Source organism: Streptomyces olindensis (assembly GCF_040645895.1).
GTDB lineage: Bacteria > Actinomycetota > Actinomycetes > Streptomycetales > Streptomycetaceae > Streptomyces > Streptomyces olindensis.
Map to the genome: position 1 here is coordinate 17,098 of NZ_JBEYZD010000050.1, position 25,564 is coordinate 42,661.

Genomic DNA, 25,564 nt, shown 5'->3' on the forward strand with positions numbered 1-25,564 from the left:
CATGACAACGCACAGCAGCACCACCGAAGTCAGCAAGGAGCCCGAGCGGGCCGAGGACCGGCAGGGCATAGACGAGATCACCATCCTCTGGATCTCCGAAGGGATGAGCTGCGACGGCGACACCGTCTCGCTCACCGCCGCCGACCAGCCCTCCATCGAGGACCTGGTGCTCGGCCTGATCCCGGGCCTGCCCAAGGTGAACCTGGTCAACAAGGTGCTCTCCCCGAGCCTGGGCGGCGAGGACTTCCTCGCCCCCTACCGGGCGGCCGTACGCGGCGAACTCGCCCCGTTCATCCTGGTGATCGAGGGCTCGATCCCCAACCAGAACATCATCGAGGGCGACGGCTACTGGACGTCCTTCGGCAACGACCCGGAGACCGGCGAGCCGCAGACCCTCAACTGGTGGATCGACCAACTCGCCCCCAAGGCCTGGGCGGTGGTCGCCGCCGGCACCTGCGCCACCTTCGGCGGCATCCACGCCATGTCCGGCAACCCCACCGGCTGCATGGGCCTCGCCGACTACCTGGGCTGGGACTACACCTCCCAGGCCGGGCTGCCGGTCGTCAACGTGCCGGGCTGCCCGATCCAGCCCGAGAACTTCATGGAGACCCTGATCTGGGTCCTCTACCACGCGGCCGGCTCCGCGCCCCCGCCGCCGCTCGACCACATGCTGCGCCCGCAGTGGCTGTTCGGGAAGACGGTCCACGAGGGCTGCGACCGCGGCGCGTACTACGAGCAGGCCAGTTTCGCCAAGGACTACAACTCGCCCAAGTGCCTGGTGAAGACGGGCTGCTGGGGGCCGGTCGTCAACTGCAACGTGCCCAAGCGCGGCTGGATGGGCGGCATCGGCGGCTGCCCGAACGTCGGCGGCATCTGCATCGGCTGCACGATGCCCGGCTTCCCCGACGCGTTCATGCCGTTCATGGACGAACCCCCGGGCGGCACCCTGTCGTCCCTGGCCATCAAGCCGTACGGGGCCGTCATCCGCCGGCTGCGCGGCATGACCAACGAGCTGGTCAACCACGAGCCCAAGTGGCGTCACAACAAGCGCAAGCTGACCAGCGGCTACGACCCGCGCTGGCGGCCCTGATGAGACCCGCGACCCACCACACCACCGACCGTGAGGGGCAGTACCGCAGATGACCACCACCGAGGCCCGGCCCACCGAGCGCAAACCGCCACAGCTCGTGGACATGTCCTGGGATCCGATCACCCGGATCATCGGGAACCTGGGCATCTACACGAAGATCGACTTCGCCAACCGGGAAGTCGTCGAATGCCACAGCACCTCGTCGCTGTTCCGCGGCTACTCGGTGTTCATGAAGGGCAAGGACCCGCGCGACGCGGGCTTCATCACGTCCCGGATCTGCGGCATCTGCGGCGACAACCACACCACCTGCTCCGACTACGCCCAGCAGATGGCCTACGGCGTCAAGCCGCCCCCGCTGGCCGAGCACATCGTCAACCTCGGCGAGGCCGCCGAGTACATGTTCGACCACACGATCTTCCAGGACAACCTGGTCTTCGTGGACTTCTGCGAGGCGATGGTCAAGGCCACCAACCCCGGGGTGCTGGCCCGCGCCGAGCGCACCGAGGCGCCCCGCGGCGAGATCCACGGCTACCGCACGATCGCCGACATCATGAAGGCCTTCAACCCCTTCGAGGGAGAGGTCTACAAGGAGGCCCTGAAGGTCAGCCGGGTCACCCGCGAGATGTTCTGCCTGATGGAGGGGCGGCACGTCCACCCGTCCACGCTCTACCCGGGCGGCGTCGGCACGATGCCGCAGCCGACCGCCTTCACCGACTACCTCAGCCGCCTCATGCGGGTCATCGACTTCGTGAAGAAGGCCGTCGCCATGAACGACGACGTCTTCGACTTCTTCTACGAGGCCCTGCCCGGCTACGAGGAGGTCGGCCGCCGCCGCGTCCTGCTGGGCTGCTGGGGCGCCTTCCAGGACCCCAAGGTCGTCGACTACCGCTACGAGTCGATGAACACCTGGGGCAAGGCCATGTACGTCACGCCGGGCATCATCGTCGACGGCGAACTGGTCACCAACAACCTCGTCGACATCAACCTCGGCCTGCGCATCATGCTGGGCAGCTCCTACTACGAGGACTGGGTCAACGAATCGCCCTTCGTCACCCACGACCCGCTCGGCAACCCCGTCGACATGCGCCACCCGTGGAACCAGACCACCGTCCCGGTGCCGCAGAAGCGCGACTTCGACGACAAGTACAGCTGGGTGATGAGCCCCCGCTGGTTCGACCAGCGCACCGGCGACCACCTCGCCCTCGACACCGGCGGCGGCCCGCTCGCCCGCCTGTGGTCGACCGCGCTGAGCGGCCTGGTCGACACCCCGTACGTCAAGTCCACCGGCCACAGCGTGCGCATCTCCCTGCCCAAGGGCGAGTCCCTGCCGGAGACCACCCTGGAGTGGCGCATCCCGCGCTGGAGCAACACCATCGAACGCGACCGCGCCCGGCCCTACTTCGTCGCCTACGCGGCCGCCATGGCCCTGCAGTTCCTCGAAGAGGCCATGGGCATGGTGCGTGCCGGCGAGACCAAGGTGTTCGAGAACTACGAGGTGCCCGACGAGGCGATCGGCTGCGGCTTCCACGAGGCCGTGCGCGGCGTCCTCTCCCACCACCTGGTGATCAAGGACAAGAAGATCGCCAACTACCACCCGTATCCGCCCACCCCGTGGAACGCCAGCCCTCGCGACATGTACGGCACCCCGGGCCCCTACGAGGACGCCGTGCAGGGCCAGCCCGTCTTCGAGGAGAACGGGCCGGACGACTTCAAGGGCGTCGACATCATGCGCACGGTCCGCAGCTTCGACCCCTGCCTGCCGTGCGGCGTCCACATGTACGTCGGCAAGGGCAAGACGCTCACCACCCTGCACTCGCCGACGTACGGGGCGAACCATGGCTGAGCCCGCCGCCGCGCGGCTGGCCGACCCGGACGTCGAGGCCCGGCTCGCCCGGCTCGACGAGGTCCTGGAAGCCCTCGCGTCCCTCCCCGGCCCCGCCACCGAGGCGGTCCGGCTGCTGACCGAGGTCTACGGCGAGGCACTGGCCCGCGTCCTGGACCGGGCGGACGGGGAGCTGGCCGCACGCCTCGCCGAGGACGAGCTGCTGGGGCACCTGCTGGTGCTGCACGACATCCACCCCGAGCCCGCCGAACGCCGGGCGGCCCGCGCGGTCGAACGGCTGCGGCCGGCCGTCCAGGAGCGGGGCGGGGACGTCGAGTGGGCCGGCGTGGAGGGCGAAGTGGCCCGCGTGCGCCTGACGACGGGCGGCGGCTGCGGCTCCGGCTGCGGTGGCGGTGGCGGCACCTCCGAGGTCACCGAGGCGGTCCGGGCGGCGGTGCTCGCCGCGGCTCCCGAGCTGACGGCCGTGGAACCGCTGACCGACACCGCCCAAGCCCCCGCCTTCGTGCCCCTGACCACCCTCACGCACCGGAGCGCACGGTGACCACCGACGGGGCGCTGGCCCGCCTCATCCGCTCCACCGCCGAACGCACGGCGGCGGCCGGGGCCGAGGCGTGCGACCTGTGCGCCGCGCCGGTCGCCGAGGAGCACGCCCACCTGTACGACACCGGGCAGGAGGAGGTGCGCTGCGCCTGCGGCCCCTGCTCGGTGCTGTTCGCCGAGGCCGGGGCGGGCGACGGGCAGTACCGGCTGGTGCCCCGGCGCCGGGTCCGGCTCCCCGAGGTCGACACGGCCGCGCTCGGCGTACCCGTCGGCCTGGTGTTCTTCGTGCCCCGGGCGGACGGCACCGTCACCGCCCAGGGACCGAGCCCGGCCGGGGCCATGCGCTGGGAGGTGGACGCGGCGGCCTGGCGGGAGCTGGCCCGGACGTGTCCGCGGCTCGCGACTGTGGAACCCGAGGTGGAGGCCCTGCTGGTGAACACCGTCCACGGCCTGGACCACCACTGGATCGTGCCGATCGACGACTGCTACCGGATGGTCGCCGTCGTACGCCGGGAGTGGCGGGGCCTGTCCGGCGGCGGCCGGATCTGGCCGGCCGTCGAGCGGTTCTTCGAGGACCTCACCGAGCGGCCATGAGCACGCACTCCGCACGTCGGAGGCGAGGAAGGAGAACACCCATGGGCAGCATCAGAGTGGGCCGGGCCCAGGCGAAGCCGGACACACCCCGGCACGTCGCCGGCATGCACCAGGGCAACAAGGGACGGTACGAGGAGCAGAAGGGTCACCACGAGGACGGCACCGCCGACGCGCGCCGCTCCACGGGGATCCACTGGAAGCGGCATGACGCCCTCGCGGAGACCATGCCGAACATCCCGCCGGGATGACAGCCGTGATCACGAAGCAGGGAGTCGCCGCAATGAAGGTCCGACGAGCACGCAGACTCATGTCCCGCAGCCCCGTCGCGCTCATCTCACGCAGACCCGTCGCGCGAGGGCGGGGCGGGATGAGCGGGCAGCGGGTGCTGAAGGCCGAGGCCGTCCTGGTGGGCGGTCTGGCCCTGGGCCTGCTGGCCTGGGAGTTCCCCAGCCTGAGGCGGGAGATGCGGATCTGGCGGATGTCCGGCGGTTTCCGCGCCGGCCACCGCTACCCGTGAGCCCGCCGTGCACGAACTGTCGATCGCGACCGCGATCATCGAACGGGCCGGCGAGCTGGCCCGGGCGGACGGGACGGACGCCGTCTCGGCGGTGACCGTCCGGGTCGGCGAGCTGGCGGGCGTCGTCCCCGACGCCCTCGGCTTCGCCTTCGAGGTGGCCCGCGACGGCACCGCCCTGGCCGGGGCGCGGCTCGTGGTCGAGCAGGTCCCCGCGCAGGCCTGGTGCGGCCCGTGCGCCGAGGAGTTCGCGGTGGGCATGCCCCCGTTCTTCTGGTGCCCGCGCTGCGACCGGCCCTCCAGCGACCTGCGCAGCGGCCGTGAACTGGAGATCACCGGGATCGAGCCGGTCCCGGCCTAGCGGGAGGGCCCCGCCGTCGCGCATGCCGGCGGGGCCCTCCCGTGGCCGCGCGGGTCAGCAGATGCGCGGCAGTTGCTCGCCGAGCGGCAGGTCCACCACCCGGGTCCCGCCGAGACCGGTGGCGACCACCACCATCCCCGGGTGCTCGGCGACGCACTCGCCGATCAGCGCGGCCCCGGCCCCCTGCGGGTGTGCGCGCATCGCCGCCAGAACCTCTTCCGCCTCCGCCGCCGGGACGAAGGCGACCAGCCGCCCCTCGTTGGCGACGTACAGGGGATCGAGCCCGAGGAAGCCGCAGGCGTTCGCCACGGCGTCCGGCACCGGAAGGTCCCGCTCCCGCAGCCGGACACCGGTCCCGGACGCACGGGCGATCTCGTTGAGCGACGCCGCCAGGCCGCCCCGGGTGGGGTCGCGCAGCACATGGACGTCCGGGGTGACGGCGAGCATCGACGCCACCAGATCCGCCAGCGGCGCGGTGTCGCTGGCGACCTCCACCCCGAACTCCAGGCCCTCCCGGACGCTCATGATCGCCACCCCGTGCAGGCCGATGGGCCCGCTGACGATGACGGCGTCCCCGGGCCGCGCCCGCTGCGGCCGGATGTCCACCCCGTCGGGCACGAGCCCCACCCCGGCGGTGGTGACGTACACCCCGTCGCCGTGCCCGGACTCCACCACCTTGGTGTCACCCGTGGCGATGGTCACCCCGGCCGTCTCGGCCGCCGCGCCCATCGCACGCGCGATCCGCTCGACGACCGTCAGCTCCACGCCCTCCTCCAGCACGAAGGCGGCCGAGAGGTACGCGGGCCGGGCACCGCTCATCGCCAGATCGTTGACGGTGCCGTTCACCGCCAGGTCGCCCAGGCTGCCGCCCGGGAAGAACAGCGGCCTGACGACGTAGGAGTCGGTGGAGAAGGCGAGGCGCGCGCCGCCCAGTTCGAGGACGGCGGAATCGGCGAGCCCGGCGAGGGTGGCGTTGCCGTAGGCGGGGGTGAAGACCTGCTCCACCAGCTCCGCCGACAGGGCGCCGCCTCCGCCGTGCCCCATCACCACCACACCCTGGTCGCGCAGCGGGGCGGGACACGTCCAGCCGGCCGGGTCGACCACGTCGGCGAGTCGTTCAGGCAACGGGAGCCACCTCCTCCTGCGGGGCCCCGCCGGTCTGCGGCGACGAGGCGTTCATCCGGCGGTACAGGTAGTAGGCCGCGCAGGCGCCCTCGCTGGAGACCATGGTGGCGCCGAGCGGGGTGCGCGGGGTGCAGGTGGTGCCGAACGCGGCGCACTCGGTCGGCTTGATCAGCCCCTGGAGCACCTCGCCGCTGCGGCACTCGGCGGGCTCCTCGGTCCGGATGCCCGTGACGTCGAAGCGGTGCTCGGCGTCGTACGCGCGGAAGGCGTCGGTCAGCCGCCAGCCGCTCGACGGGATACGCCCGATGCCCCGCCAGTTGCGGTCGGTGACCTCGAACACCTCCTCGATCATGCGCACGGCGGCGGGGTTGCCGTTCTCGCGCACGGCCCGCGGGTAGGCGTTCTCCACCCGGTGCTCACCGCGCTCCAGCTGGCGGACGGCCAGGCGGATGCCCTCCAGGATGTCCAGCGGCTCGAAGCCCGTCACCACCATCGGCACGCCGAACCGCTCGGCGAGTTCCGGGTACTCGGCGGTGCCCATCACGCTGCACACGTGCCCGGCGGCAAGGAAGCCCTGCACCCGGCATTCGGGGGCCGTCATGATCGCCTCGATGGCCGGGGGCACCCGCACGTGCGACACCAGCAGGCTGAAGTTGGCCACGCCCAGACGGCGCGCCTGGTGCACGGCCATCGCGTTGGCGGGAGCGGTGGTCTCGAAGCCGATCGCGAAGAACACCACCTCCCGGTCCGGGTGGCGGCGGGCCAGCTCCAGGGCGTCGAGCGGCGAGTACACCACCCGTACGTCACCGCCCTCGCCCTTGACCCGGAACAGGTCCCGGTCGGTGCCCGGCACCCGCAGCATGTCGCCGAAGGAGCAGAAGATCACGCCGGGGCGTGCGGCGATCTCCAGCGCCTTGTCGATGACCTCCAGCGGCGTGACACACACCGGGCAGCCGGGGCCGTGGATCAACTCGACCTGCTCGGGGAGCAGTTGGTCGATGCCGTGCCGGATGATCGAGTGGGTCTGGCCGCCGCACACCTCCATCAGGGCCCACGGCCGGGTCGCGGTGGCGCGGATCTCGTCCAGCAGCCGCCGGGCCAGATCCGGGTCGTTGAACTCGTCGATGTACTTCACGCGGTGCCCGCCTCCCTCGCCGCCTGCTCCCAGGCGTCGCCGAACTCCTCCTCCAGCAGCCCCAGTTCCTCGAACAGCTTGAGCGAGGCCAGGGCCGACTCCTCGTCCAGACGCTGGAGCGCGAACCCGACGTGCACGATGACGTACTCACCCACCCGCACATCGGGCACGTACTCCAGGCACGCCTGTTTCCGCACGCCGCCGAAGTCGATCAGCCCGGTGAGCGGGTCCGCGCCGTCGTCGATGGCCACGACCTTGCCGGGCACTGCCAAACACATGGGTCACTCCTCCTGTCGTAGGTGTGCCGCGACCACCAGCTGGCCGAGGGCCAGCCCGCCGTCGTTCGGCGGGACTTCGCCGTGGCGGAGCACCGTGAAGCCGTCCGCGGCCAGCAGCCGCGTGCACTCCTCCTCCAGCAGCGCGTTGGCGAAGACCCCGCCGCTGAGCGCGACGGTGGCCAGGCCCGTGTCCCGGCGCGCACGCCGGCAGATCTCCGCGACGGCCCGCGCCACGGCGCGGTGGAAGCGGGCGGCGAGCACGGGGGCCGGGGTGCCGCGCCGCAGATCGGTGACCAGCGCGCGCAGCACGGGCGCCGGGTCGAGGTCGCCGGTGAAGGCGTACGCCGAGGTCTCGGCGCCCCACGCCGAGGCGGCCGCCGCCTCCAGCTCCATCGCGGCCTGGGCCTCGTACCCCGCGCGGTGGCACACGCCGATCAGGGACGACACGGCGTCGAAGAGCCGGCCCATGCCCGAGGTCGGCACACAGGCGAGCCCGCTCGCCATCTGCCGCTCCAGTACGGCCAGTTCGCCGGGAGCGCAGGCGGCCACGCAGGGCAGGTCCGCGTCCCAGGGCAGCCCCGCCGCCCACAGGCGGGCCAGTGCCAGGCGGCAGGGGTTGGCCACGCCCGCGTCCCCGCCGGGGAGCGGGGCGGGGGCGAGGTGGGCGTAGCGCCGGAAGCCGCGGTAGTCGGCGAGCAGGATCTCGCCGCCCCAGACCGTGCCGTCGTCGCCGTGGCCCGTGCCGTCGAAGGCGACGCCGATCACGGGCGTCGTGCCGTCGAGGCCGTGCTCGGCCATCGCCGAGGCGAGGTGCGCGTGGTGGTGCTGGACGAGCACGGGGGCGCGCCCGGCCAGCCGGGCGGCCCACTTCGCCGAGTGGTACCCCGGGTGCCGGTCGGCGGCGACGACTTCGGGGGTGACACCGGTCAGGCACCGCAGATGCGCCTCCGCCCGGCGGGCCGCCGCCAGGCCGGCGAGGTCTCCCATGTCGCCGATGTGCGGGCCGAACCAGGCATGGTCCTCCGCGCCGAGGCACAGGGCGTTCTTCAGGTCGCCGCCCACGGCGAGCGCGGGCCGCACCGGCACCGGCAGGCGCAGCGGGCGGGGCACGTACCCCCGGGACCGGCGCAGCACCTGCTCGGTGCCGTCGGGCCGGACCCGCAGCAGGGAGTCGTCGCAGGGCGAGGCGATGGGCCGGTCGTGGGCGAGCCAGGCGTCGGCCAGACCGGCCAGCCGGTCGAGGGCCGCGTCGTCGTCCGTGACGATCGGTTCCCCCGAGCGGTTGCCGCTGGTCATGACCAGCACCCGGGGACCCGGCGGATCGTCGGGCAGCCCGAACAGCAGGGTGTGCACGGGGGTGTACGGCAGCAGCACCCCCAGGTGCGGGCTACCGGGGCAGACACCGGGCGCGAGGCCCGCCGCCCCCGGGCGCCGGCGCAGCAGGACGATGGGACGCCGGGGGCCGGTGAGGGCCGCCGTCTCGGCGAGGGAGGTATCGGCGATCCGCCGTACCGCGTCCAGGTCCGCGCACATCACCGCGAACGGCTTGCCGCCGCGCGCCTTGCGCGTGCGCAGCGTCTCGACGGCCCGTGCGTCGGTGGCGTCACACGCCAGGTGGTAGCCGCCGAGTCCCTTGACGGCGACGATCCGCCCGGCGGCCAGCAGCGCCCGCGCCGCCGCGAGGGCGTCGGCGTCCCGCGCGGGGCGGACCCCGCTCCCGGGGGCGGGCACCAGACGCAGCCGGGGACCGCAGCCGGGGCAGGCCACGGGCTGGGCGTGGAAGCGCCGGTCGAGGGGATCGCCGTACTCCCGCTCGCAGGCGGCGCACATCGGGAAGCCGGCCATGGTCGTCACCGCCCGGTCGTACGGCATCCCGGTGGCGATGGTGAAGCGAGGACCGCAGTGGGTGCAGGTGACGAACGGGTGCCGATGCCGGCGGTCGGCCGGATCGGCCAGCTCCCGCAGGCAGTCGGCGCAGGTCGCCGTGTCGGGCGGGAGGTGGGTGCGGCCGGGGGAGCGGTCCGTGGAGCGGATGCTGAAGGCGCCGTCGGTGCCCGTGACGGGCAGGTCCTCGACCCCGACACCGGTGACGGTCGCCAGCGGCGGTGGCTCCGCGGCCAGCCGGTCGCAGAAGCCGGCGACGCCCTCCGGCGGGCCTTCCACCTCGATGAGGACACCGTCCGCGGTGTTGCTCACGAAGCCCGCGAGCGCGAGATCGGTGGCCAGGCGGTGCACGAAGGGACGGAAGCCCACGCCCTGCACGGTGCCGCGCACGGTGACGCGGCGGCGCACCGCCTGCGCGACCGGCGCGGTCACGGGACGAGGCCGGCTTCGGCGTCCTCGGGGGCGTGGGTGTGCGGGCGCGGCGCCAGCGGAGGCCGGTGCACCGGGGCCCCGTCCCGCACGGCGAGCACCCGCTCCAGCAGGGCGTCCACGCCGACGCCGGTGCGCGCGCAGGACCGCAGCACCTCCACCCCGGGGTTGACCCGCTGCACATGGGCGTCGAACGCGGGCTCGTCGAACCCGGCCGGCCCCGCCAGGTCCGTCTTGGTCAGCACCACCAGATGGGCGGACCCGAAGGCCGTGGGGTACTTGAGCGGCTTGTCCTCGCCCTCCGTCACCGCCATCAGGACGATCCGCAGGCTCTCGCCGAGGTCGTAGGAGGCCGGGCACACGAGGTTGCCGACGTTCTCCACGAACAGCAGCGAGGTGCCCTCGGGCAGCCAGCCCTCCACGTGGCCGCGCAGCTGCCGCGCCTCCAGGTGGCACAGCCCGTCGGTCAGCAGTTGCTTCACCGGGGCGCCTGAACGGGCGAGCCGGTCGGCGTCGTTCTCGGTCGCCAGGTCGGCGGTGAGCGCGGCCACCGGAAGGCCCCGCTCCACCGCCCGGGCCAGCACCCGCCCGAGCAGTTCCGTCTTGCCGCTGCCCGGGCTGGACAGCAGGTTGACCACGCTCACCGCCCGCCGGGCCAGTTCCTCGCGCAGGCCCGCGGCCAGACCGTCGTTCCTCGCCAGGACGGCCCGGGTGACCTCGTCCACGGAATCGCACATGGGCGCCGCTCCTCGCGGTCGGTAGGGAAATCGTTTCGCTACCGATCCTGGGCGCCGCCGCTCACCGTCCCTGGCAGCCCGGCCGGGGACAGGGCGCCGGATTCGTCCGGGCGGCTCAACGCGGGCGTGGCCGCCGGGTCGGCGAGCAGCACCGGGACCATGGTGTGCAGCGCCGCGACCGCCCGCCCGACCGCCTCGCGCACGGTCGCGCTGACGCCCGGGGCGATGTCCTCGTCGGCGGGTGCCCGCAGCTCCGGTTCGCAGGCCAGGACCAGGACGCGGGGGAGCGGCTCGTCGCCCAGGTGGGCGGCGAGGGCGAGGACCTTTGCCGGGTCCATGCCGTGCGCCTCGGGAGGAGTGGCCGCCGCGGAACCGCCGGGCAGCTCCGGCTCGATCAGCGACAGGGTGCCCGGCGCGTGTCCCCGGACGGCCGCGTCGACCAGGACGGCCGTGTCGTAGCCGTCGAGCAGTTCGTACGCCAGGTCCATGCCGCGGATGCCGAAGTCCCGCACCCGCACCCCCGGGGGCAGCGGACGGTGGTCCAGGGCGCGGATCACCTCGGGGCCGAAGGCGTCGTCCGCGAGGAAGATGTTGCCGACGCCCGCCACCAGCAGCCGGGCGCTCACCGCGCGCCTTCCCGGGCCAGCGGACGGGCGGAGCCGTGCGGGAGCTTGCGGACGAACGCGGAACGCAGCGCGTGGTACGGGGCCTCGGGGTCGAAGAAGACGGCGCGCATGCGGGCGAGTTCCGTCCGCCGGTACTCCGCGAGAGGCCGCTGGAGCTCGTCCGCGTGCCGTGCCGTGTGCTTGGTGGTGATCCGGCGGGCGAGGTCCGGGGCGCCGGCCACGTCGGCGGCCAGGCGCTCGACCTCGGTGGCGAACTCCGCGGGGGGAACCGGCACCAGGCGGTCCACCAGCCCGATCCGCTCGGCGGTCGCCGCGCTCACCGGCACCGCCTCGCCGGTCAGCCGCTCCGCCGCCTCGGCGCCCACGCGGCGCGGCAGCGAGTACGTCCAGTACTCCGAGCCGTACAGGCCCATGTTCCGGTAATGCGGGTTGAGGACGCTGCCCGTGCGGCACCACACCTCGTCGGCGGCCAGGGCGAGCATCACGCCGCCGGCCGCCGCGTTGCCCCCGAGGGCCGCCACCACCACCCGGTCGGTGGTGCGCAGCACGGCCTCGACCAGGTCGTTCATGGCGACGAGGTTCGACCACGACTCGCCCGCCGGGTCGCTCGACGCCTCGATGACGTTGAGGTGGATGCCGTTGGAGAAGAAGTCGCGGGCGCCGCCGAGCACCAGCACCGAGGTGCGGCGGGTGAGCGCGTACCGGTAGGCGGCGAGCAGCCTGCGGCAGTGGACGGTGCTCATCGCCCCGCCCGGGAACGAGAAGGACAGGAAGCCGATGTCCCCCCGCTGCCGGTAGCGGATGTCCGTCCAGGTGGTGCGCTCCGGGGGCAGTTCGAGCGGGACGGCGATCTCGGGCAGCCAGTACGGGCGGTCGTTCGGACCCGGCATGCCCGGGCCGCTGCCGGGCGGCGCCGGGAAGCCGGCGAGCACCGAGGCGGCCGGGCGGCGGAACGGCGCGGGGTCGCCGGAGCTCTTGCGGGGGCGCAGTTCCGGGATCCACACTGCGCCGTCCCGGGTGGCCCGGCAGACCGCGCCCGCCCGGGTCGCGAGCAGCTCCCCGGGCCGTCCGCGCAGCCGGTCCTCGGGGTGCCCGCCGTGCAGGAACACCTCCCGGCCGCACAGCTCGTCCAGGACGCCCGGCTGCGAATCGGCCCCGCGCAGCTTGCGCAGCACCGTCGCGGTGTCGTCGTGCTCCCAGTCGATGCGCCGCTGCTCCTGGCGGAAGTAGTCCCGCCACACCACGCGGACCTCGGGGTCGCTCTGCGGTCGCGGCTTGTAGGACCCGTCCGCGAACCGCCGCACGGCGAGCAGGACGGCGGCCGTGGCGGCGTCGGACACCTCGTTGCGGTACAGGTCGCTCTTGCCGGCCGGCGGCACCGGGAACGTCCCGTCCGCCCAGATGTCGCCCGCGTCCATCGCCGCCCCGGCCTGGAGCACCGTCACGCCCCACTCGGACGCCTCCTCGGCGATCGCCCAGTCCAGGGCGGACGGGCCGCGGTCGCCGGGCGGCCCCGGGTGCACGATCAGGCAGGTGTGCTCCTGCCACACGTCCTCCGGCAGGGCCGACTTCAGCATCGGGGCGACGACCAGCTCCGGGCGCACCTCGCGTACGGCGGCCCGGACCGCGTCGGCGCCGTGCGAGGCGAGGACGACGTCCACCCGGTGCCCCTGGTCCGACAGTTCCGCGTACACGCGCTGGGACAGGCTGTTGAACGCGCTGGCGACGAGCAAGATGTCCATGACACGGCATGGTCGCCCGTGACGGGAGGGCCGCGAAGGACCACGGCGGCGTTTCGCGGCCCTCGTCCGCTTCCGGCCTACTCTCCCGACGGCGCGGTCAGCGGGACACCCGTGCCCCCACGAAACGGGCGTGGAGAGGATCCGCCGGGTGCCGCTCGCGGTCCACGGGTTCGAGCGGGGCGGAGCCGACGCCCCCCGTCGGCGCGGTCACCGGCATCACGCCACCGGCCCGCCCTTGCCCGCGCCGTGCGCCTGACGCACGCTGGTCGTATGGGTGCGCGAGACGGCCCTACGCTCATCACCTCCGTCCAGCGGGCCATGCGCCTGCTGGAGGCGGTGAGCGCGCACGAGAACGGCGCGCCGGCGAAACAGCTGGCGCGCGAGACGGGCCTGCCCCTGGCCACCGCCTACCACCTGCTGCGGACGCTGACCCACGACGGGTACGTGCGGAAACTGGACGACGGCGGGTTCATCCTCGGCGACAGGCTGCAGACGCTGCAGACCACGGGCCGTGCGCAGGCGCTGCTCAGCCGCGTCCGGCCCACGCTCGCCGCCCTGCGGGACGAACTGGCGACGGCCGCCTACCTCACCTTCTACGAGGACGGCGAGATCCGGGTCGCCGAGATCGTCGACGGCCCCGGCACGCCCCGCGTCGACCTCTGGGTGGGTTTCGAGGACGCGGGGCACGCGACCGCCCTGGGCAAGTCCGTGCTGCGCGAACTGGACGAGGAGGACCGCAAGGACTACCTCTCCCGCCACCACCTCGCCGACCTCACCCCGCGGACGATCACCAGCCTGCCCGAACTGCTCCGGCGACTGGAGACCCCGCCCCTCGCCCCGGCCGTCACGGACCTGGAGGAGTACACCCTCGGCACGGTCTGCGTCGCCGTCCCCGTCTACAGCGGCGACACGCTCGGCTCCCTCGGCGTCTCCCTGCCGGCGAACCGGCTCTCCCGCCTGCCGGAGATCCGGGAGCGGCTGCTCCCGACCGCGAGCCGCGTGACCCGGAGCCTCTCGCTCACTATCTGAAAATCCTCTCCTTGCTGGTGTCCTGCCTCACCCCTTTTTCTGGATGAAACAGGCATTTCAGTAGTGTGCCCGGCGCACAGGTGAGGACTGCGGAAGCGAACATGAGCGAAGCCCGAGACCGTGGTGGCGACCACCGGCCTGGAGGGCCGTTCGGCGATCGAGTGACCGGTACCAGGGCTTCGGCCCGCCGACGCGCTCTCGCGCAGCTGGCGGCGGGCGTCCCCGGCCTGCCCGTCCTGGTCGTCGCCGTCGTGGTGCTCGCCGACCTCGCCGACGGAGCGGGGATGATCTGGCTGCCCCTGCTCGCGGCCGGACCCGCCCTGGCGGCCACGACCAACGGTCCGCGCGGGGTCCTCTCGATCGGCTGCCTCACCGTGGCGCTCGGCGCGACCCTCGGCGTCCGCGACGGCGTGCCCGGCCGCGAACTGGCCGCCCTGCTGTCGGCCTTGGTGGCCGTCACCCTGGCCAGCGGCCTGGCCGGCGTCCTGCGCGGGCGCCGCGAACGGGTGCTCGCCGCCGTCCGCTCGGTCGCCGAGACCGCCCAGCACGCCCTGCTCCGGCCCGTTCCGCCGACCGTCGGACCGTTCCAGGCGGCCGTCCGCTACAGCGCCGCGGCGGCCGAGGCCCGGATCGGCGGGGACCTCTACGCCCTGATACCCACGCCGCACGGAGTGCGGCTGATCGTCGGCGACGTGCGTGGCAAGGGGCTGCCCGCCGTGGGGACCGCCGCGCTGGTGCTGGGCGTCTTCCGCGAGGCGGCCCACGACGAGCCGGATCTCCTCGCCGTGGTCGACCGGATCGAGCGGAGCCTGGCGCGGAACCTCGGCCATGACGACTTCGTCACCGCCATCGTCGCCGGATACCCCCGGGCGGGGCAGCTGGAGGTGGTGAACTGCGGGCACACGCCCCCGCTGCTCGTGGACGCCTCCGGGAGCGTGACGGCGGTGGAGCCCGCGCACCCCGGCCCGCCCCTCGGACTGCGCGCCCTCACCGGGCACACCCCGCGCCTCCAGGCACTGCCCTTCGCCGACGGCGACCAGCTGCTGCTCTACACCGACGGGGTCACCGAGGCCCGCGACGGCGGCCGGGCCTTCTACCCGCTCGCCGAAGGACTGCAGCGGCACGTCTCCCACGAGCCGGGCCGGACCCTCGACGCCCTCCACGACGAACTGCTGGCCCACGTCGGCGGCCGGCTGCACGACGACGCGGCCCTGCTCCTGATCCGCAAGCCGGCCGCCCCCGAAGCGGAACGTCCCCGGGCGGCCGCTCCCGGCCCGCTCGCCACGGCGACGGAGGCGAGGTGCTGCTCCTGAGCGCCGGTGGCTCCCTTTCGGTCGGCCACGGGCACGGAACGACACGTTGCGTACGGTTGCCGTCATGCGCCTCGCCGGCAGCCGGCCGGGCGGCATCCTGCGCCCGTGGACTCGGAGCAGGTGTACGCCGTCTTCTCGGCCGCGGGGGCGGCGTTGTCGGGGGCGGCCGCGGTCGCCGCGGTGATGGTGTCGCGCTGGCAGAGCGGGTTCGCGCGCCGCGTCGCCCTGGAGACGGCGCGCGCGCAACGCGTGGCGGAGCGGGAGCTGCGGCTGGAGGCGCAGCGCAGCGAGGCGTGGACGGCCTTCCTCTGTGCCGCGGACGCGTTCGTCGGCGCGGTGTGGACCCTCGCGGACGTGGCGCCCGAGCGCCGCGCGGAGGAGCTCCGCGTGCGGAGCGAGGCCCTCACGACGGCGTGCTCGGCGCTGAGGGTGCCGGGGCCGGACCGCGTCGTGCGGCATGCCGAGGCGATGCGTGAGTGCTGCGCGCGGATGGAGCGGTACGCGGTCCAGCGGGCGGTGGTGCGCTCCGCGCTCCAGGCGCTGCTGGCGAAGTGGTGTCCGGGGAACGCGGAGCACTGCGAGTCCGACGCTCATTCCTGCGCGTTCCTGGCCCACGACATGATCGAGGGCTGGGGAGACCGCGAGGACGACGAGCGCCCCGACGACCTCGACCATCTGCAGTTCCTGATCAAGGAGAGCGGCGCGCTGCCGGACGCCGACCTCGCGCGGCTCCTCGCCGTGGCGCGTTCCCCCGTGTGCTGGGAGCTGCTGGCGGCCGATCCCCGGTGGCTGCGGCCGCGCACCGGCTACGACGAGGCGCGGGAGGCGTTCACCGAGGCCGTGCGCGAGCAGTCATTCCCCGCGCAGGTCCCTGACCCGGCGGAGCTTGCCCAGTGAGCGCTCCAGGGTCTCCGGTTCGACGACCGACACGTCGGCGGTGATGCCGATGCCGTCCTTCACGGCCTTCGCGATCGCCCCGGCGGCCGACGCGCGCCGGCCGTGGTCCGTGCCGGGGCGCGTCTCGACGCGGACCGTCATGTGGTCCAGACGGCCGCGCCGGGACAGCTCGATCTGGAAGTGCGGGGCCACGTCCGGGGTGCGCAGCACGATCTCCTCGATCTGGCTGGGGAAGACGTTCACCCCGCGCAGGATGATCATGTCGTCGCAGCGGCCGGTGATCTTCTGGATGCGGCGGAACGCGGGCCGGGCCGTGCCGGGCAGCAGCCGGGTCAGGTCGCGGGTGCGGTAGCGGACGACCGGCAGGGCCTCCTTGGTGAGGGAGGTGAAGACCAGCTCGCCCTCCTCGCCCTCGGGCAGCACCTCACCCGTGATCGGGTCCACGACCTCGGGGTAGAAGTGGTCCTCCCAGACGTGCAGCCCGTCCTTGGTCTCCACGCACTCCTGCGCGACGCCCGGGCCGATCACCTCGGACAGGCCGTATATGTCGACGGCGTGCAGGCCCGTCCGCTCCTCGATCTCGCGGCGCATCTCCTCCGTCCAGGGCTCGGCCCCGAAGATGCCCACCCGCAGGCCGGTCGTCCGCGGGTCGACGCCCTGGCGTTCGAACTCGTCGAGCAGGGTGAGCATGTACGTCGGGGTGATCATGATGATCTCGGGCCGGAAGTCCTGGATGATCTGCACCTGCCGGGCCGTCATGCCGCCCGAGGCGGGGATCACGGTGCACCCCGCCCGCTCGGCGCCGTAGTGCGCGCCGAGGCCGCCGGTGAACAGCCCGTACCCGTAGGAGATGTGCACCTTGTGCCCCGGGCGGCCGCCGGCGGCGCGGATCGAGCGGGCGACCAGGTCCGCCCACATCGACAGGTCGTTCTCCGTGTAGCCGACGACCGTGGGGCGGCCGGTGGTTCCGCTGGAGGCGTGCACCCGGCGCACCTGGTCCATGGGGACGGCGAACATGCCGAAGGGGTAGGTGTCCCTGAGGTCGGCCTTCGTCGTGAAGGGGAAGCGGGCCAGGTCCTCCAGCGAGCGGCAGTCCCCGGGCGCCACCCCGGCCTCGTCGAACTTCTTCCGGTAGGCCTCCACGTTCTCGTACGCGTGGCGCAGGCTCGCGCGCAGGCGGTCGAGCTGGAGCTCGCGCAGCCGCTCGCGCGTCAGGCGCTCGCCGTCGTCCAGCAGCTCGGGCGGCAGGGGTTCGCCCCGCCGCCCGGCCGCGCCCGTGGCCCGGGGGGCCGTCTCGCTCGTCATCCCGACTCCTTGGACCTCGTGCTCCTGATGCTGCGGCTGCGGCCCCTGACCTCCGCTATCACCTCGTCCCCTCGCAGGACGGTCACGTCGTAGAGGCCGCTGCGGCCGTACCGGGTGCGCTCCTCGGCCCGCGCCACGAGGACGTCGCCCTCGTGCGCAGGGGCCACGAAGGTGATGTCGGCGCCGGCCGCGACGGTCACCGGGCCGTGGCTGTTGCAGGCGCACGCGAAGGCGCTGTCGGCGAGCAGGAAGACGTAGCCGCCGTGGGCGATCCCGTGCCCGTTCACCATCGCCGGGGTCACCGTCATCCGCAGCACGGCGGTCCCTTCGCCCTGCTCCAGCAGCTCGATCCCGAGGCCCCGGGAGGCCTCGTCCGCGGCGAACATCGCCCGGGCGGGCGTCGCGTCAGCGGTATGGGTCACTTCTCGCACCACCTTGTAGCCCGACCGAACATTCGGTTAGCTTCGGCGTCGCCAAGTAACCAAGTCGCCAGGGTGCCTGTCAAGGGCCGGGGGCTTACCAAGGCGCGCCGGATTGTCATACCATGGACCGAACGAATGGTCGGTTGGGAAGTGGGACGGATGGACACGACACACTCCAGCCCCCCGGGGGCGGACGGCACCGAGCCGGTTCTCCAGCAGCACTTCGACGCGACGATCGCGCGGGACCAGCGGATCGAGCCGCGCGACTGGATGCCGGAGGGCTACCGGAAGACACTGATCCGCCAGATCGCGCAGCACGCGCACTCGGAGATCATCGGCATGCAGCCGGAAGGCGAGTGGATCACCCGCGCGCCGTCGCTGCGCCGCAAGGCCATTCTGTTCGCGAAGGTCCAGGACGAGGCGGGCCACGGGCTCTACCTCTACTCGGCGGCGGAGACGCTGGGCGCCGACCGCGCCGACCTCACCGGGCGGCTGATCGAGGGCCGCCAGAAGTACTCGTCGATCTTCAACTACCCGACGCTGAGCTTCGCGGACGTCGGCGTGATCGGCTGGTTCGTGGACGGGGCCGCGATCTGCAACCAGGTGCCGCTGTGCCGGTCCTCGTACGGGCCCTACGCGCGCGCCATGGTGCGGATCTGCAAGGAGGAGTCGTTCCACCAGCGGCAGGGCTACGAGCTGCTGATGACGATGATGCGGGGCACCCCCGAGCAGCGCGACATGGTCCAGGACGCGGTGAATCGCTGGTGGTGGCCGTCGCTGATGATGTTCGGACCGCCCGACGACTCCTCGCCCAACTCCGCGCAGTCCATGGCCTGGAAGATCAAGCGGCACAGCAACGACGAACTGCGCCAGCGCTTCGTCGACATGACCGTCCCGCAGGCCGAGAAGCTCGGCGTGACGCTCCCCGACCCGGAACTGCGCTGGAACGAGGAGCGCGGTCACCACGACTTCGGCACGCCCGACTGGGACGAGCTGATGCGGGTCATCAAGGGCGACGGCCCGTGCAACGCCCAGCGGATGGAGCGGCGCCGCGGCGCCCACGAGGAGGGCGCCTGGGTGCGCGAGGCGGCCACCGCCCACGCGGCCAAACAGGCGGCCCGCGAGCGGAAGGGAGCGGTGGCATGACCGCCGACCAGCAGAACTGGCCGCTGTACGAGGTCTTCGTACGGGGCAAGCGCGGCCTGAACCACGTCCACGTGGGCTCGCTGCACGCCGCCGACGACCGCATGGCGCTCACCCACGCCCGCGACCTCTACACGCGGCGCAACGAGGGCGTGAGCATCTGGGTGGTCCGCTCCGAGCACATCGCCGCCTCCACCCGCGACGAGAAGGACCCCTTCTTCGCACCCAGCGCCGACAAGGTCTACCGCCACCCGACCTTCTACGACATCCCCGACGACGTCCCGCACATCTGAAGGAGAGGGCATGAGCGACGACCACGTCTACCTGACCCTCGCCGAGGGACACGAGGACGACACCCGCTGGGCCTACGGCACCGGCTTCGAGGACCCCCTGCACGGCGTGGACACCACCGTGCCCGAGGGCGTCGACCCCGCCGAACTGGCGGACCTCTGCGTCACCCTGGCCGACGACGCCCTCGTCTCGGCCCAGCGGCTCGCCGAGTGGACCACCCGCGCCCCCGAGCTGGAGGAGGAGGTGGCGCTCGCCAACATCGGACTCGACCTGCTCGGCCAGGCCCGCCTGCTGTACTCCCGCGCCGGCCAGGTCGACGGCACCGGCCGCGACGAGGACGCCTACGCCTACTTCCGGGACGCCGGCGACTTCCGCAACGTACGCCTGGCCGAACTGCCCAACGGCGACTTCGCCTTCTCCGTCGTCCGGCTGCTGGTGTTCGCCACCTGGCGCCTCGCGCACTTCGAGCGGCTCACCGCCCACGGCGACCCGGTGCTCGCGGCGATCGCCGCCAAGGGCGTGAAGGAACTGGCGTACCACCGGCAGTACGCGGCCGAGTGGGCCGTGCGCCTGGGCGACGGCACCGAGGAGTCGCACCGCCGGATGCGCAAGGCCCAGGAGCAGGTCGCCCCCTACCTGGGCGAGCTGTTCACGGCGTACGACGTACGGGACGAGGTCGTCGCCGTCCTGCGCCAGGTCACCCAGGCGGCCGGGCTGCCCATGCCCGTCTACCGCCCGCTGCCCGGCTCGGGCCGCTCCGGCGAGCACACCGAGCATCTCGCCCCGCTGCTGGCCGAGTTGCAGGGCGTGGCCCGGGCGCATCCGGAGGCGACATGGTGACCACGCTCCTGGACGCGCGGCGGGCCCGGCGGATCGCCGAGCAGGTGCCCGACCCCGAACTGCCCATGCTCACCCTCGCCGACCTCGGCGTGCTGCGCGGTGTCTCCCTGACCGAGGACGGCACGGTGGTCGCGAGCCTGACCCCGACCTACTCGGGCTGCCCGGCCATGGCGGAGATGCGCGCCGGCGTGGCCGCCCGGCTGCGCGACGCCGGGTACGCGCGCGTGGAGATCCGCACCGTCCTCGACCCGCCCTGGACCAGCGACTGGATCACGGCGGAGGGCCGCCGCAAGCTCGCCGAGCACGGCATCGCCCCGCCCGGGGCCGCGCCCGCGCGCGCCGCCGGCCCGGTCCCGCTGGTGCTGTCGCCGATCCGCCGCTCGGTGCACTGCCCCCGCTGCGGCAGCGCGGACACCGAGGAGACCTCCCGCTTCGCCGCCACGTCCTGCAAGGCCCTGTGGCGCTGCCTCGCCTGCCGCGAGCCCTTCGAGTACGTCAAGGAGATCTGATGGAGGACCTGATGGAGCCGGCCCCCGCCCCGGCGGCACGCGCGCGTGCCCGCCGCCGTCCGGTCTTCCACCCCCTGCGGGTCGCCGCCGTGCAGCCGCTGTGCGAGGACGCGGCAGCCGTCAGCTTCGACATCCCCGCCGAACTGGCCGGGGAGTTCGCCTTCGCGCCCGGCCAGTCGCTCACCCTGCGGCGCGAGGTCGACGGCCGCGACGAGCGCCGCTCCTACTCGATCTGCTCGCCCGTCGGCACGGCCCCGCGCATCGGCGTGCGCGTGGTGCCCGGCGGCCTCTTCTCCTCCTGGCTGGTGCACGACGTACGCCCCGGCGACACCGTCGAGGTGATGGCCCCCACCGGCGCCTTCACCCCCGACCTCACCACCCCCGGCCACCACGTCCTCGTCGCGGCCGGCTCCGGCATCACGCCCATGGTCTCCATCGCCGAGTCCGTCCTCGCCGCAGACTCCCGCTCGACGGTCACCCTCCTCTACGGCAACCGCCGCACCGGCACGGTGATGTTCGCCGACGAGCTGGCCGACCTGAAGGACCTGTACCCGACGCGTTTCCAGCTCGCCCACGTCCTCTCCCGGGAGCCCCGCGAGGCCGAGGTGCTCTCCGGCCGCCTCGACGCCGAGCGGCTGTCCGCGCTGCTCGACGCGCTGGTCGACGTCGAGTCCGCCGACCACTGGTGGCTGTGCGGCCCGCACGGCATGGTCCGCGCCGCCCAGCAGGTCCTGGCCGGCCTCGGCGTCCCCGCCGACCGAGTCCACCAGGAGCTGTTCTACGCCGACGACGAGCCCGTCCGCGAGGTCCGGCACACCGAGGCGGGCCCCACCGGCCCGGTCAGCCAGGTCACCGTCACCCTCGACGGCCGCTCCACCACCTCCGCCCTGCCCCGGGAGCGGACCATCCTCGAAGGCGCCCAGCAGACCCGCCCGGACCTGCCGTTCGCCTGCAAGGGCGGGGTCTGCGGCACCTGCCGCGCCCTGGTCACCGACGGCAAGGCCGACATGCGCCGCAACTTCGCCCTCGAACCCGCCGAGGTCGACGCGGGCTACGTCCTCACGTGCCAGTCGTTCCCGGTGTCGGAGGCGCTGACGGTGGACTTCGACACCTGACCGGGCCGCCGGCGCGGTTCCCCCGCTGTCAGTCGCCGCGCAGGACGCGCAACGCCGTGAGGGCCACGTGGAGTTCGGTGCGGCGTTCGCCGGACTCCAGGTCGGTGTCCAGGAGGCGTTCCACGGTGCGCAGGCGCTGGTACATGGTCTCCCTGGACAGGCCGCCGCGCCGGGCGGCGGTGGTCTTGTTGCCGGCGGCGTCGAGGTAGTGGCCCAGAGTCGTCAGCAGATCGGTGCCGTGCCGGGTGTCGTGGTCGATGAGCCGGCCCAGGCGGCGCTCCGTGTAGTCCTGGACCCGGGTGTCCTCGCGCAGGGCGTACAGCAGACGGCGCAGATCGATGTCCGGCGGCTCGTGGAAGGAGCGGTCCGCGGGGAGCGGCTGGCCGGGCGGGGTGGCCTCCAGGACCCGGGCCGCCTCCCGGAAGGAACGGGCGGTGTCGGCCAGGTCGGCCACCTCGGAGCCGGCGCCGACGGTCGCGGCCGGGGCGAGGCCCCGCACGGTGCGGCTGAGCCGTTCGGCCACCGGACGCCAGGGCCGGCCGGGCCGCAGGGCGAGCAGGACGCCGAGGCGGCCGGGGGAGAGCGCGCCGACGAGCGCCGGGACCCCCGCCGAGCCCAGCTCCCGGTGCAGGCGCGTCTCCGGCTCGGCGCCGTCCCCGCCGGGGCCCAGGTCCACGAGGATCGCCACGAAGACTCCGCCCTGCGTCGGCAGGCCCAGGGCGGCACAGCGCGCCCGGGCGTCCTCGGGGGAGTGGTGGCGCTGTTCCGCCAGGTCCCGCAGGGCGTTGCGGTGGGCCGTGTGTTCCCACGGCGTGGCGTGGATGAGGCGGGCGACCGTCAGGGCCATGGCCGTTCTCTCCAGGACGGTGCGGTGCTCCGGGCCGAAGGCCGCCCCGTCGGCGGGCAGCATCGCCAGCCGGCCCCAGCGTTCCCCCTGGTAGGACACGGGCGCGGTGAGCCAGCCCTCCGGTCCGCCCACCTCGGTGCGGTCGCCGGGCTCGGTGGCCCGGGAGCGCCGTTCCCAGCCGGCGAGCGCCTCCCGCACGGTGCTTCCCGACGGCTCGCAGATCAGCGCCTGGTGCACCAGGTTCTCCAGGACGACCGTACGGCCGCTCATCTCCGCCGCCGCCCGCACCACGTCCTCCGGTCCGGCACCGCGCAGGGTCAGCGCGGTGAACGCCTCGTGGATCCGCTGGGTCCGGCGCATCGCGTCGGCCTGGCTGCCGAGGATGAGCGCGTGGACGACCTGGGTGACCTCCAGGAAGTTGACGTCCCGGGCCAGGGTGACCAGGGGCAGGCCCCGGGCGCGGCACGCCTGGACGAGGGCGTCGGGCGGGCGGTGGTAGCGCCGCACCAGTTCGATGACCAGGGCGGCCGCCCCCACCTCGGTCAGCTCGTCGACGTACCGGCGGACCCCCGTCGCGTCGTCGGGCAGGGGCATGCCCGTGGTCAGGACCAGCTCGCCGCCCTTGAGGAAGGAGGCCGGGTCGGTCAGCTCGGTGATGTGCACCCACCGCACCGGCCGGTCCAGCCGGTCCAGCCCGGTGACGACCTGGGGCTGCCCGGCGGCCAGGACGGGCAGGGCCAGGACGTCGGCGACGGTGGGCGCGCGGCCCGCCGGGGCGGCCGTTGAGGCGTGTTCGTTCACAGTGTCTCCAGGGGGTGCCCGGTCACTCTGACAAGCGGCACTGACCTGCGCAAGAGCTGTCCACGGCAGGGCCGGACGGTACCGGCAGGCGGCGCCGGAATGAAGACATGAATCAGTCTTCATGTGTTCCTGTATGGTGAGGAGTCCCGCGTCCCCGCCCGAAGGACCCCCGATGACCTCCACCCTCACGCCGCAGCCGGTCGACCGGGCGAAGCCCGCCCGTACCGGTGCCGTCCCCCGGCGGCGTACCCGTGTGCTCGCGCTCCCCGAGGCGCGCTGGGCCGCGGCGGCCACCGTCTTCTTCCTGCTCGCGCTGCCCCTCCAGCTGACCGGCGCCCCCGCCTGGACGTGGGGCCCGCTGTACGCCCTGTCCTACGCCACGGGAGGCTGGGAGCCGGGCTGGGAAGGGCTGAAGGCGCTGAGGGAACGCACCCTCGACGTCGACCTGCTGATGGTCGTCGCGGCCCTCGGCGCCGCCTCCATCGGGCAGGTGATGGACGGTGCCCTGCTCATCGTCATCTTCGCCACGTCCGGCGCGCTGGAGGCACTCGCCACGGCCCGCACCGCAGACTCCGTCCGCGGCCTGCTCGACCTGGCCCCCGCCACCGCCACCCGGCTCACCCCGGACGGCGGCGAACAGACCGTGCCGGTCGGGGAACTCGCCGTCGGCGACACCGTCCTCGTCCGCCCCGGCGAGCGCCTCGGCGCCGACGGCCGGGTGCTGGACGGGGCGAGCGAGGTGGACCAGGCGACCATCACCGGCGAGCCGCTCCCCGTGGCCAAGGAGCAGGGCGACGAGGTCTTCGCGGGCACCCTCAACGGCACCGGCGCCCTGCGGATCCGCGTCGAACGCGACGCCGCCGACTCGGTGATCGCCCGCATCGTCCGCATGGTGGAGGAGGCGTCCGAGACCAAGGCGCCCACGCAGCTGTTCATCGAGAAGGTCGAACAGCGCTACTCGCTGGGCATGGTGGCCGCGACCGTGGCCGTCTTCCTCGTACCGCTCGCCTTCGGCGAACAGCTCACCGACGCGCTGCTGCGCGCCATGACGTTCATGATCGTGGCCTCCCCGTGCGCGGTCGTCCTGGCCACCATGCCGCCCCTGCTGTCGGCCATCGCCAACGCCGGCCGGCACGGCGTGCTGGTGAAGTCCGCCGTGGTGATGGAGCGGCTCGGCCAGGTGGACGCGGTCGCGCTGGACAAGACCGGCACGCTGACCGAGGGCAGCCCGCGCGTCACCGACGTACGGCCACTGCCCGGATCCGGCCTCCAGGAGCGGGAGTTGCTGGCTCTGGCGGCGGCGGCCGAGCGGCCCAGCGAGCACCCGCTGGCCCGGGCGGTCGTGGACGCCGCCCGCGCACGCGGCCTCGACCTGCCGGACGCGCGCGACTTCACCTCCGCGCCCGGAGTGGGCGTGACCGCCGTCGTCGACGGCCGTGAGATCGCGGTCGGCGCACCGGCCCGGCTGCTGGACGACGCCGCCGGCGCGGCCGCGCGGACGGCGGCCGAACTGGAGGAGTCCGGCCGGACCGCCGTCCTGGTCGTCGTCGACGGCGCCCCCGCCGGACTGCTCGGCATCGCCGACCGGCTGCGCCCGGACGCCGCCGCCACCGTCGCCGCTCTCACCACGCTCACCGGCGCCGCCCCGGCCCTCCTCACCGGCGACAACCCCCGGGCCGCCGCGCACCTCGCCGCCGAGGCCGGCATCACCGACGTCCGCGCCGGGCTGCTGCCGCAGGACAAGATGGCCGCCGTGCAGGAGCTGGAGAGCGCGGGCCGCAAGGTGCTGGTCGTCGGGGACGGCGTCAACGACGCACCCGCCCTGGCCGCCGCCCACACCGGGGTCGCCATGGGCCGGGCGGGCTCCGACCTCGCCCTGGAGACCGCCGACGCCGTGATCGTGCGCGACGAACTCGCGGCGGTTCCCACCACCGTGGCCCTCTCCCGCCGCGCCCGCAGGCTCGTCGTCCAGAACCTCGTCATCGCCGGGGTGTTCATCACCGGCCTCGTCGTCTGGGACCTGGCCGGGAACCTGCCGCTGCCGCTGGGCGTCGCGGGCCACGAGGGCTCCACGGTCCTCGTCGGCCTCAACGGCCTGCGGCTGCTGAGGGAGTCGGCCTGGCGGCGCGCCGCCGCCGAGGGGACCGGCTGAGT

26 protein-coding genes are annotated in these 25,564 nt (G+C 73.7%); 16 read left to right on the plus strand and 10 right to left on the minus strand.

Annotated elements, in window-relative coordinates; translation table 11 throughout:
• Position 1: 1 nt before the first annotated feature.
• The 7 genes from ABZ948_RS28100 to hypA are packed head-to-tail and all read left to right on the plus strand — an operon-like array spanning position 2 to position 4,942.
• On the plus strand, positions 2-1,090 hold the full coding sequence (locus tag ABZ948_RS28100; RefSeq protein WP_359764031.1) for an NADH-quinone oxidoreductase subunit B family protein: 1,089 nt from the start codon (positions 2-4) through the stop codon (positions 1,088-1,090).
• Between the two features lie 49 nt (positions 1,091-1,139).
• Positions 1,140-2,933 (plus strand): nickel-dependent hydrogenase large subunit, encoded by a 1,794-nt coding sequence (locus ABZ948_RS28105; RefSeq protein WP_359764033.1) that lies wholly within the window; start codon positions 1,140-1,142, stop codon positions 2,931-2,933.
• On the plus strand, positions 2,926-3,474 hold the full coding sequence (locus ABZ948_RS28110; RefSeq protein WP_359764035.1) for a NifU-related iron-sulfur-binding protein: 549 nt from the start codon (positions 2,926-2,928) through the stop codon (positions 3,472-3,474). Before ABZ948_RS28105 ends, ABZ948_RS28110 begins: the two co-directional genes overlap by 8 nt.
• Complete coding sequence (locus ABZ948_RS28115) at positions 3,471-4,067, plus strand: DUF5947 family protein (RefSeq protein ID WP_359764037.1); 597 nt, start codon at positions 3,471-3,473, stop codon at positions 4,065-4,067. Before ABZ948_RS28110 ends, ABZ948_RS28115 begins: the two co-directional genes overlap by 4 nt.
• Positions 4,068-4,108: 41 nt before the next feature.
• Positions 4,109-4,315 (plus strand): hypothetical protein, encoded by a 207-nt coding sequence (locus ABZ948_RS28120; protein ID WP_359764039.1) that lies wholly within the window; start codon positions 4,109-4,111, stop codon positions 4,313-4,315.
• Positions 4,316-4,374: 59 nt separating this feature from the next.
• Positions 4,375-4,584: a hypothetical protein gene (locus ABZ948_RS28125; protein ID WP_359764041.1), complete on the plus strand. Its 210-nt coding sequence runs from the start codon at positions 4,375-4,377 to the stop codon at positions 4,582-4,584.
• A 7-nt stretch (positions 4,585-4,591) separates the two neighbouring features.
• Positions 4,592-4,942 (plus strand): hydrogenase maturation nickel metallochaperone HypA, encoded by a 351-nt coding sequence (hypA, locus tag ABZ948_RS28130; RefSeq protein ID WP_359764042.1) that lies wholly within the window; start codon positions 4,592-4,594, stop codon positions 4,940-4,942.
• Between the two features lie 54 nt (positions 4,943-4,996).
• On the opposite strand, the gene hypE is transcribed toward hypA, so the two are convergent.
• The 7 genes from hypE to ABZ948_RS28165 are packed head-to-tail and all read right to left on the minus strand — an operon-like array spanning position 4,997 to position 12,898.
• Complete coding sequence (gene hypE, locus ABZ948_RS28135; protein ID WP_359764044.1) at positions 4,997-6,067, minus strand: hydrogenase expression/formation protein HypE; 1,071 nt, start codon at positions 6,065-6,067, stop codon at positions 4,997-4,999.
• Positions 6,060-7,202 carry a hydrogenase formation protein HypD gene (gene hypD / locus ABZ948_RS28140; RefSeq protein WP_359764045.1) on the minus strand — a complete coding sequence of 381 codons (1,143 nt, stop codon included), beginning with the start codon at positions 7,200-7,202 and terminating at the stop codon, positions 6,060-6,062. Before hypD ends, hypE begins: the two co-directional genes overlap by 8 nt.
• Positions 7,199-7,480, minus strand: coding sequence for a HypC/HybG/HupF family hydrogenase formation chaperone (locus tag ABZ948_RS28145; RefSeq protein ID WP_359764047.1), 282 nt, complete (start codon positions 7,478-7,480; stop codon positions 7,199-7,201). The genes hypD and ABZ948_RS28145 overlap by 4 nt, the downstream gene beginning before the upstream one ends.
• Before the next feature lie 3 nt (positions 7,481-7,483).
• Entirely contained in the window at positions 7,484-9,796 is a 2,313-nt protein-coding gene (gene hypF, locus ABZ948_RS28150) for a carbamoyltransferase HypF (protein ID WP_359764049.1), read from the minus strand.
• Positions 9,793-10,530 carry a hydrogenase nickel incorporation protein HypB gene (hypB, locus tag ABZ948_RS28155; protein WP_359764051.1) on the minus strand — a complete coding sequence of 246 codons (738 nt, stop codon included), beginning with the start codon at positions 10,528-10,530 and terminating at the stop codon, positions 9,793-9,795. The genes hypF and hypB overlap by 4 nt, the downstream gene beginning before the upstream one ends.
• 38 nt (positions 10,531-10,568) lie before the next feature.
• The gene (locus ABZ948_RS28160; RefSeq protein WP_359764053.1) at positions 10,569-11,156 is read right to left on the minus strand and encodes a hydrogenase maturation protease; all 588 of its coding nucleotides are present in this window, start codon (positions 11,154-11,156) and stop codon (positions 10,569-10,571) included.
• Positions 11,153-12,898 (minus strand): enoyl-CoA hydratase-related protein, encoded by a 1,746-nt coding sequence (locus ABZ948_RS28165; protein WP_359764055.1) that lies wholly within the window; start codon positions 12,896-12,898, stop codon positions 11,153-11,155. The genes ABZ948_RS28160 and ABZ948_RS28165 overlap by 4 nt, the downstream gene beginning before the upstream one ends.
• 270 nt (positions 12,899-13,168) lie before the next feature.
• Here ABZ948_RS28165 and ABZ948_RS28170 point away from each other — a divergent pair, with 270 nt between their 5' ends.
• The 3 genes from ABZ948_RS28170 (at position 13,169) to ABZ948_RS28180 (ending at position 16,137) form a co-directional block, all read left to right on the plus strand.
• Complete coding sequence (locus ABZ948_RS28170; RefSeq protein WP_359764057.1) at positions 13,169-13,927, plus strand: IclR family transcriptional regulator; 759 nt, start codon at positions 13,169-13,171, stop codon at positions 13,925-13,927.
• A gap of 101 nt (positions 13,928-14,028) precedes the next feature.
• Entirely contained in the window at positions 14,029-15,240 is a 1,212-nt protein-coding gene (locus tag ABZ948_RS28175) for a PP2C family protein-serine/threonine phosphatase (RefSeq protein ID WP_359764059.1), read from the plus strand.
• Between the two features lie 105 nt (positions 15,241-15,345).
• A complete protein-coding gene (locus ABZ948_RS28180) occupies positions 15,346-16,137 on the plus strand; it encodes a hypothetical protein (RefSeq protein ID WP_359764061.1) in 792 nt (263 codons plus the stop codon).
• Here the strand turns inward: ABZ948_RS28180 and paaK are convergent.
• Together paaK and paaI are read right to left on the minus strand one after the other, a co-directional pair.
• Positions 16,093-17,442 carry a phenylacetate--CoA ligase PaaK gene (gene paaK, locus ABZ948_RS28185; protein ID WP_359764063.1) on the minus strand — a complete coding sequence of 450 codons (1,350 nt, stop codon included), beginning with the start codon at positions 17,440-17,442 and terminating at the stop codon, positions 16,093-16,095. The two genes, ABZ948_RS28180 and paaK, sit on opposite strands and share 45 nt — an antisense overlap.
• Positions 17,439-17,828, minus strand: coding sequence for a hydroxyphenylacetyl-CoA thioesterase PaaI (gene paaI, locus ABZ948_RS28190; RefSeq protein ID WP_359764106.1), 390 nt, complete (start codon positions 17,826-17,828; stop codon positions 17,439-17,441). The genes paaK and paaI overlap by 4 nt, the downstream gene beginning before the upstream one ends.
• A gap of 195 nt (positions 17,829-18,023) precedes the next feature.
• On the opposite strand from paaI, the gene paaA reads away from it, so the two are divergent.
• The 5 genes from paaA to paaE are packed head-to-tail and all read left to right on the plus strand — an operon-like array spanning position 18,024 to position 21,762.
• A complete protein-coding gene (gene paaA / locus ABZ948_RS28195; RefSeq protein WP_359764065.1) occupies positions 18,024-19,010 on the plus strand; it encodes a 1,2-phenylacetyl-CoA epoxidase subunit PaaA in 987 nt (328 codons plus the stop codon).
• Positions 19,007-19,300, plus strand: coding sequence for a 1,2-phenylacetyl-CoA epoxidase subunit PaaB (paaB, locus tag ABZ948_RS28200; protein WP_031119329.1), 294 nt, complete (start codon positions 19,007-19,009; stop codon positions 19,298-19,300). Before paaA ends, paaB begins: the two co-directional genes overlap by 4 nt.
• A 10-nt stretch (positions 19,301-19,310) precedes the next feature.
• Complete coding sequence (gene paaC / locus ABZ948_RS28205) at positions 19,311-20,138, plus strand: 1,2-phenylacetyl-CoA epoxidase subunit PaaC (RefSeq protein ID WP_359764067.1); 828 nt, start codon at positions 19,311-19,313, stop codon at positions 20,136-20,138.
• Entirely contained in the window at positions 20,132-20,647 is a 516-nt protein-coding gene (paaD, locus tag ABZ948_RS28210; protein WP_359764069.1) for a 1,2-phenylacetyl-CoA epoxidase subunit PaaD, read from the plus strand. The genes paaC and paaD overlap by 7 nt, the downstream gene beginning before the upstream one ends.
• Positions 20,647-21,762 (plus strand): 1,2-phenylacetyl-CoA epoxidase subunit PaaE, encoded by a 1,116-nt coding sequence (paaE, locus tag ABZ948_RS28215; RefSeq protein WP_359764071.1) that lies wholly within the window; start codon positions 20,647-20,649, stop codon positions 21,760-21,762. The genes paaD and paaE overlap by 1 nt, the downstream gene beginning before the upstream one ends.
• Positions 21,763-21,790: 28 nt before the next feature.
• Here the strand turns inward: paaE and ABZ948_RS28220 are convergent, their stop codons facing one another.
• Positions 21,791-23,410: a PucR family transcriptional regulator gene (locus ABZ948_RS28220; RefSeq protein ID WP_359764073.1), complete on the minus strand. Its 1,620-nt coding sequence runs from the start codon at positions 23,408-23,410 to the stop codon at positions 21,791-21,793.
• A gap of 172 nt (positions 23,411-23,582) precedes the next feature.
• On the opposite strand from ABZ948_RS28220, the gene ABZ948_RS28225 reads away from it, so the two are divergent.
• The gene (locus ABZ948_RS28225) at positions 23,583-25,562 is read left to right on the plus strand and encodes a heavy metal translocating P-type ATPase (protein WP_359764075.1); all 1,980 of its coding nucleotides are present in this window, start codon (positions 23,583-23,585) and stop codon (positions 25,560-25,562) included.
• Positions 25,563-25,564 lie beyond the last annotated feature (2 nt).

What these genes read in the sequence shown, in the direction of transcription:
- ABZ948_RS28100 (WP_359764031.1), top strand. Translation starts at nt 2, where the DNA reads ATGACAACGCACAGCAGCACCACCGAAGTCAGCAAGGAGCCCGAGCGG.
- paaI (WP_359764106.1), bottom strand. Translation starts at nt 17,828, where the DNA reads ATGTTCGCCGCGGACGAGGCCTCCCGGGGCCTCGGGATCGAGCTGCTG.
- hypB (WP_359764051.1), bottom strand. Translation starts at nt 10,530, where the DNA reads ATGTGCGATTCCGTGGACGAGGTCACCCGGGCCGTCCTGGCGAGGAAC.
- paaE (WP_359764071.1), top strand. Translation starts at nt 20,647, where the DNA reads ATGGAGGACCTGATGGAGCCGGCCCCCGCCCCGGCGGCACGCGCGCGT.
- paaD (WP_359764069.1), top strand. Translation starts at nt 20,132, where the DNA reads ATGGTGACCACGCTCCTGGACGCGCGGCGGGCCCGGCGGATCGCCGAG.
- ABZ948_RS28175 (WP_359764059.1), top strand. Translation starts at nt 14,029, where the DNA reads ATGAGCGAAGCCCGAGACCGTGGTGGCGACCACCGGCCTGGAGGGCCG.
- ABZ948_RS28125 (WP_359764041.1), top strand. Translation starts at nt 4,375, where the DNA reads ATGTCCCGCAGCCCCGTCGCGCTCATCTCACGCAGACCCGTCGCGCGA.
- ABZ948_RS28165 (WP_359764055.1), bottom strand. Translation starts at nt 12,898, where the DNA reads ATGGACATCTTGCTCGTCGCCAGCGCGTTCAACAGCCTGTCCCAGCGC.
- ABZ948_RS28170 (WP_359764057.1), top strand. Translation starts at nt 13,169, where the DNA reads ATGGGTGCGCGAGACGGCCCTACGCTCATCACCTCCGTCCAGCGGGCC.
- ABZ948_RS28145 (WP_359764047.1), bottom strand. Translation starts at nt 7,480, where the DNA reads ATGTGTTTGGCAGTGCCCGGCAAGGTCGTGGCCATCGACGACGGCGCG.
- ABZ948_RS28120 (WP_359764039.1), top strand. Translation starts at nt 4,109, where the DNA reads ATGGGCAGCATCAGAGTGGGCCGGGCCCAGGCGAAGCCGGACACACCC.
- paaK (WP_359764063.1), bottom strand. Translation starts at nt 17,442, where the DNA reads ATGACGAGCGAGACGGCCCCCCGGGCCACGGGCGCGGCCGGGCGGCGG.
- paaC (WP_359764067.1), top strand. Translation starts at nt 19,311, where the DNA reads ATGAGCGACGACCACGTCTACCTGACCCTCGCCGAGGGACACGAGGAC.
- paaB (WP_031119329.1), top strand. Translation starts at nt 19,007, where the DNA reads ATGACCGCCGACCAGCAGAACTGGCCGCTGTACGAGGTCTTCGTACGG.
- ABZ948_RS28105 (WP_359764033.1), top strand. Translation starts at nt 1,140, where the DNA reads ATGACCACCACCGAGGCCCGGCCCACCGAGCGCAAACCGCCACAGCTC.
- paaA (WP_359764065.1), top strand. Translation starts at nt 18,024, where the DNA reads ATGGACACGACACACTCCAGCCCCCCGGGGGCGGACGGCACCGAGCCG.
- ABZ948_RS28225 (WP_359764075.1), top strand. Translation starts at nt 23,583, where the DNA reads ATGACCTCCACCCTCACGCCGCAGCCGGTCGACCGGGCGAAGCCCGCC.
- ABZ948_RS28110 (WP_359764035.1), top strand. Translation starts at nt 2,926, where the DNA reads ATGGCTGAGCCCGCCGCCGCGCGGCTGGCCGACCCGGACGTCGAGGCC.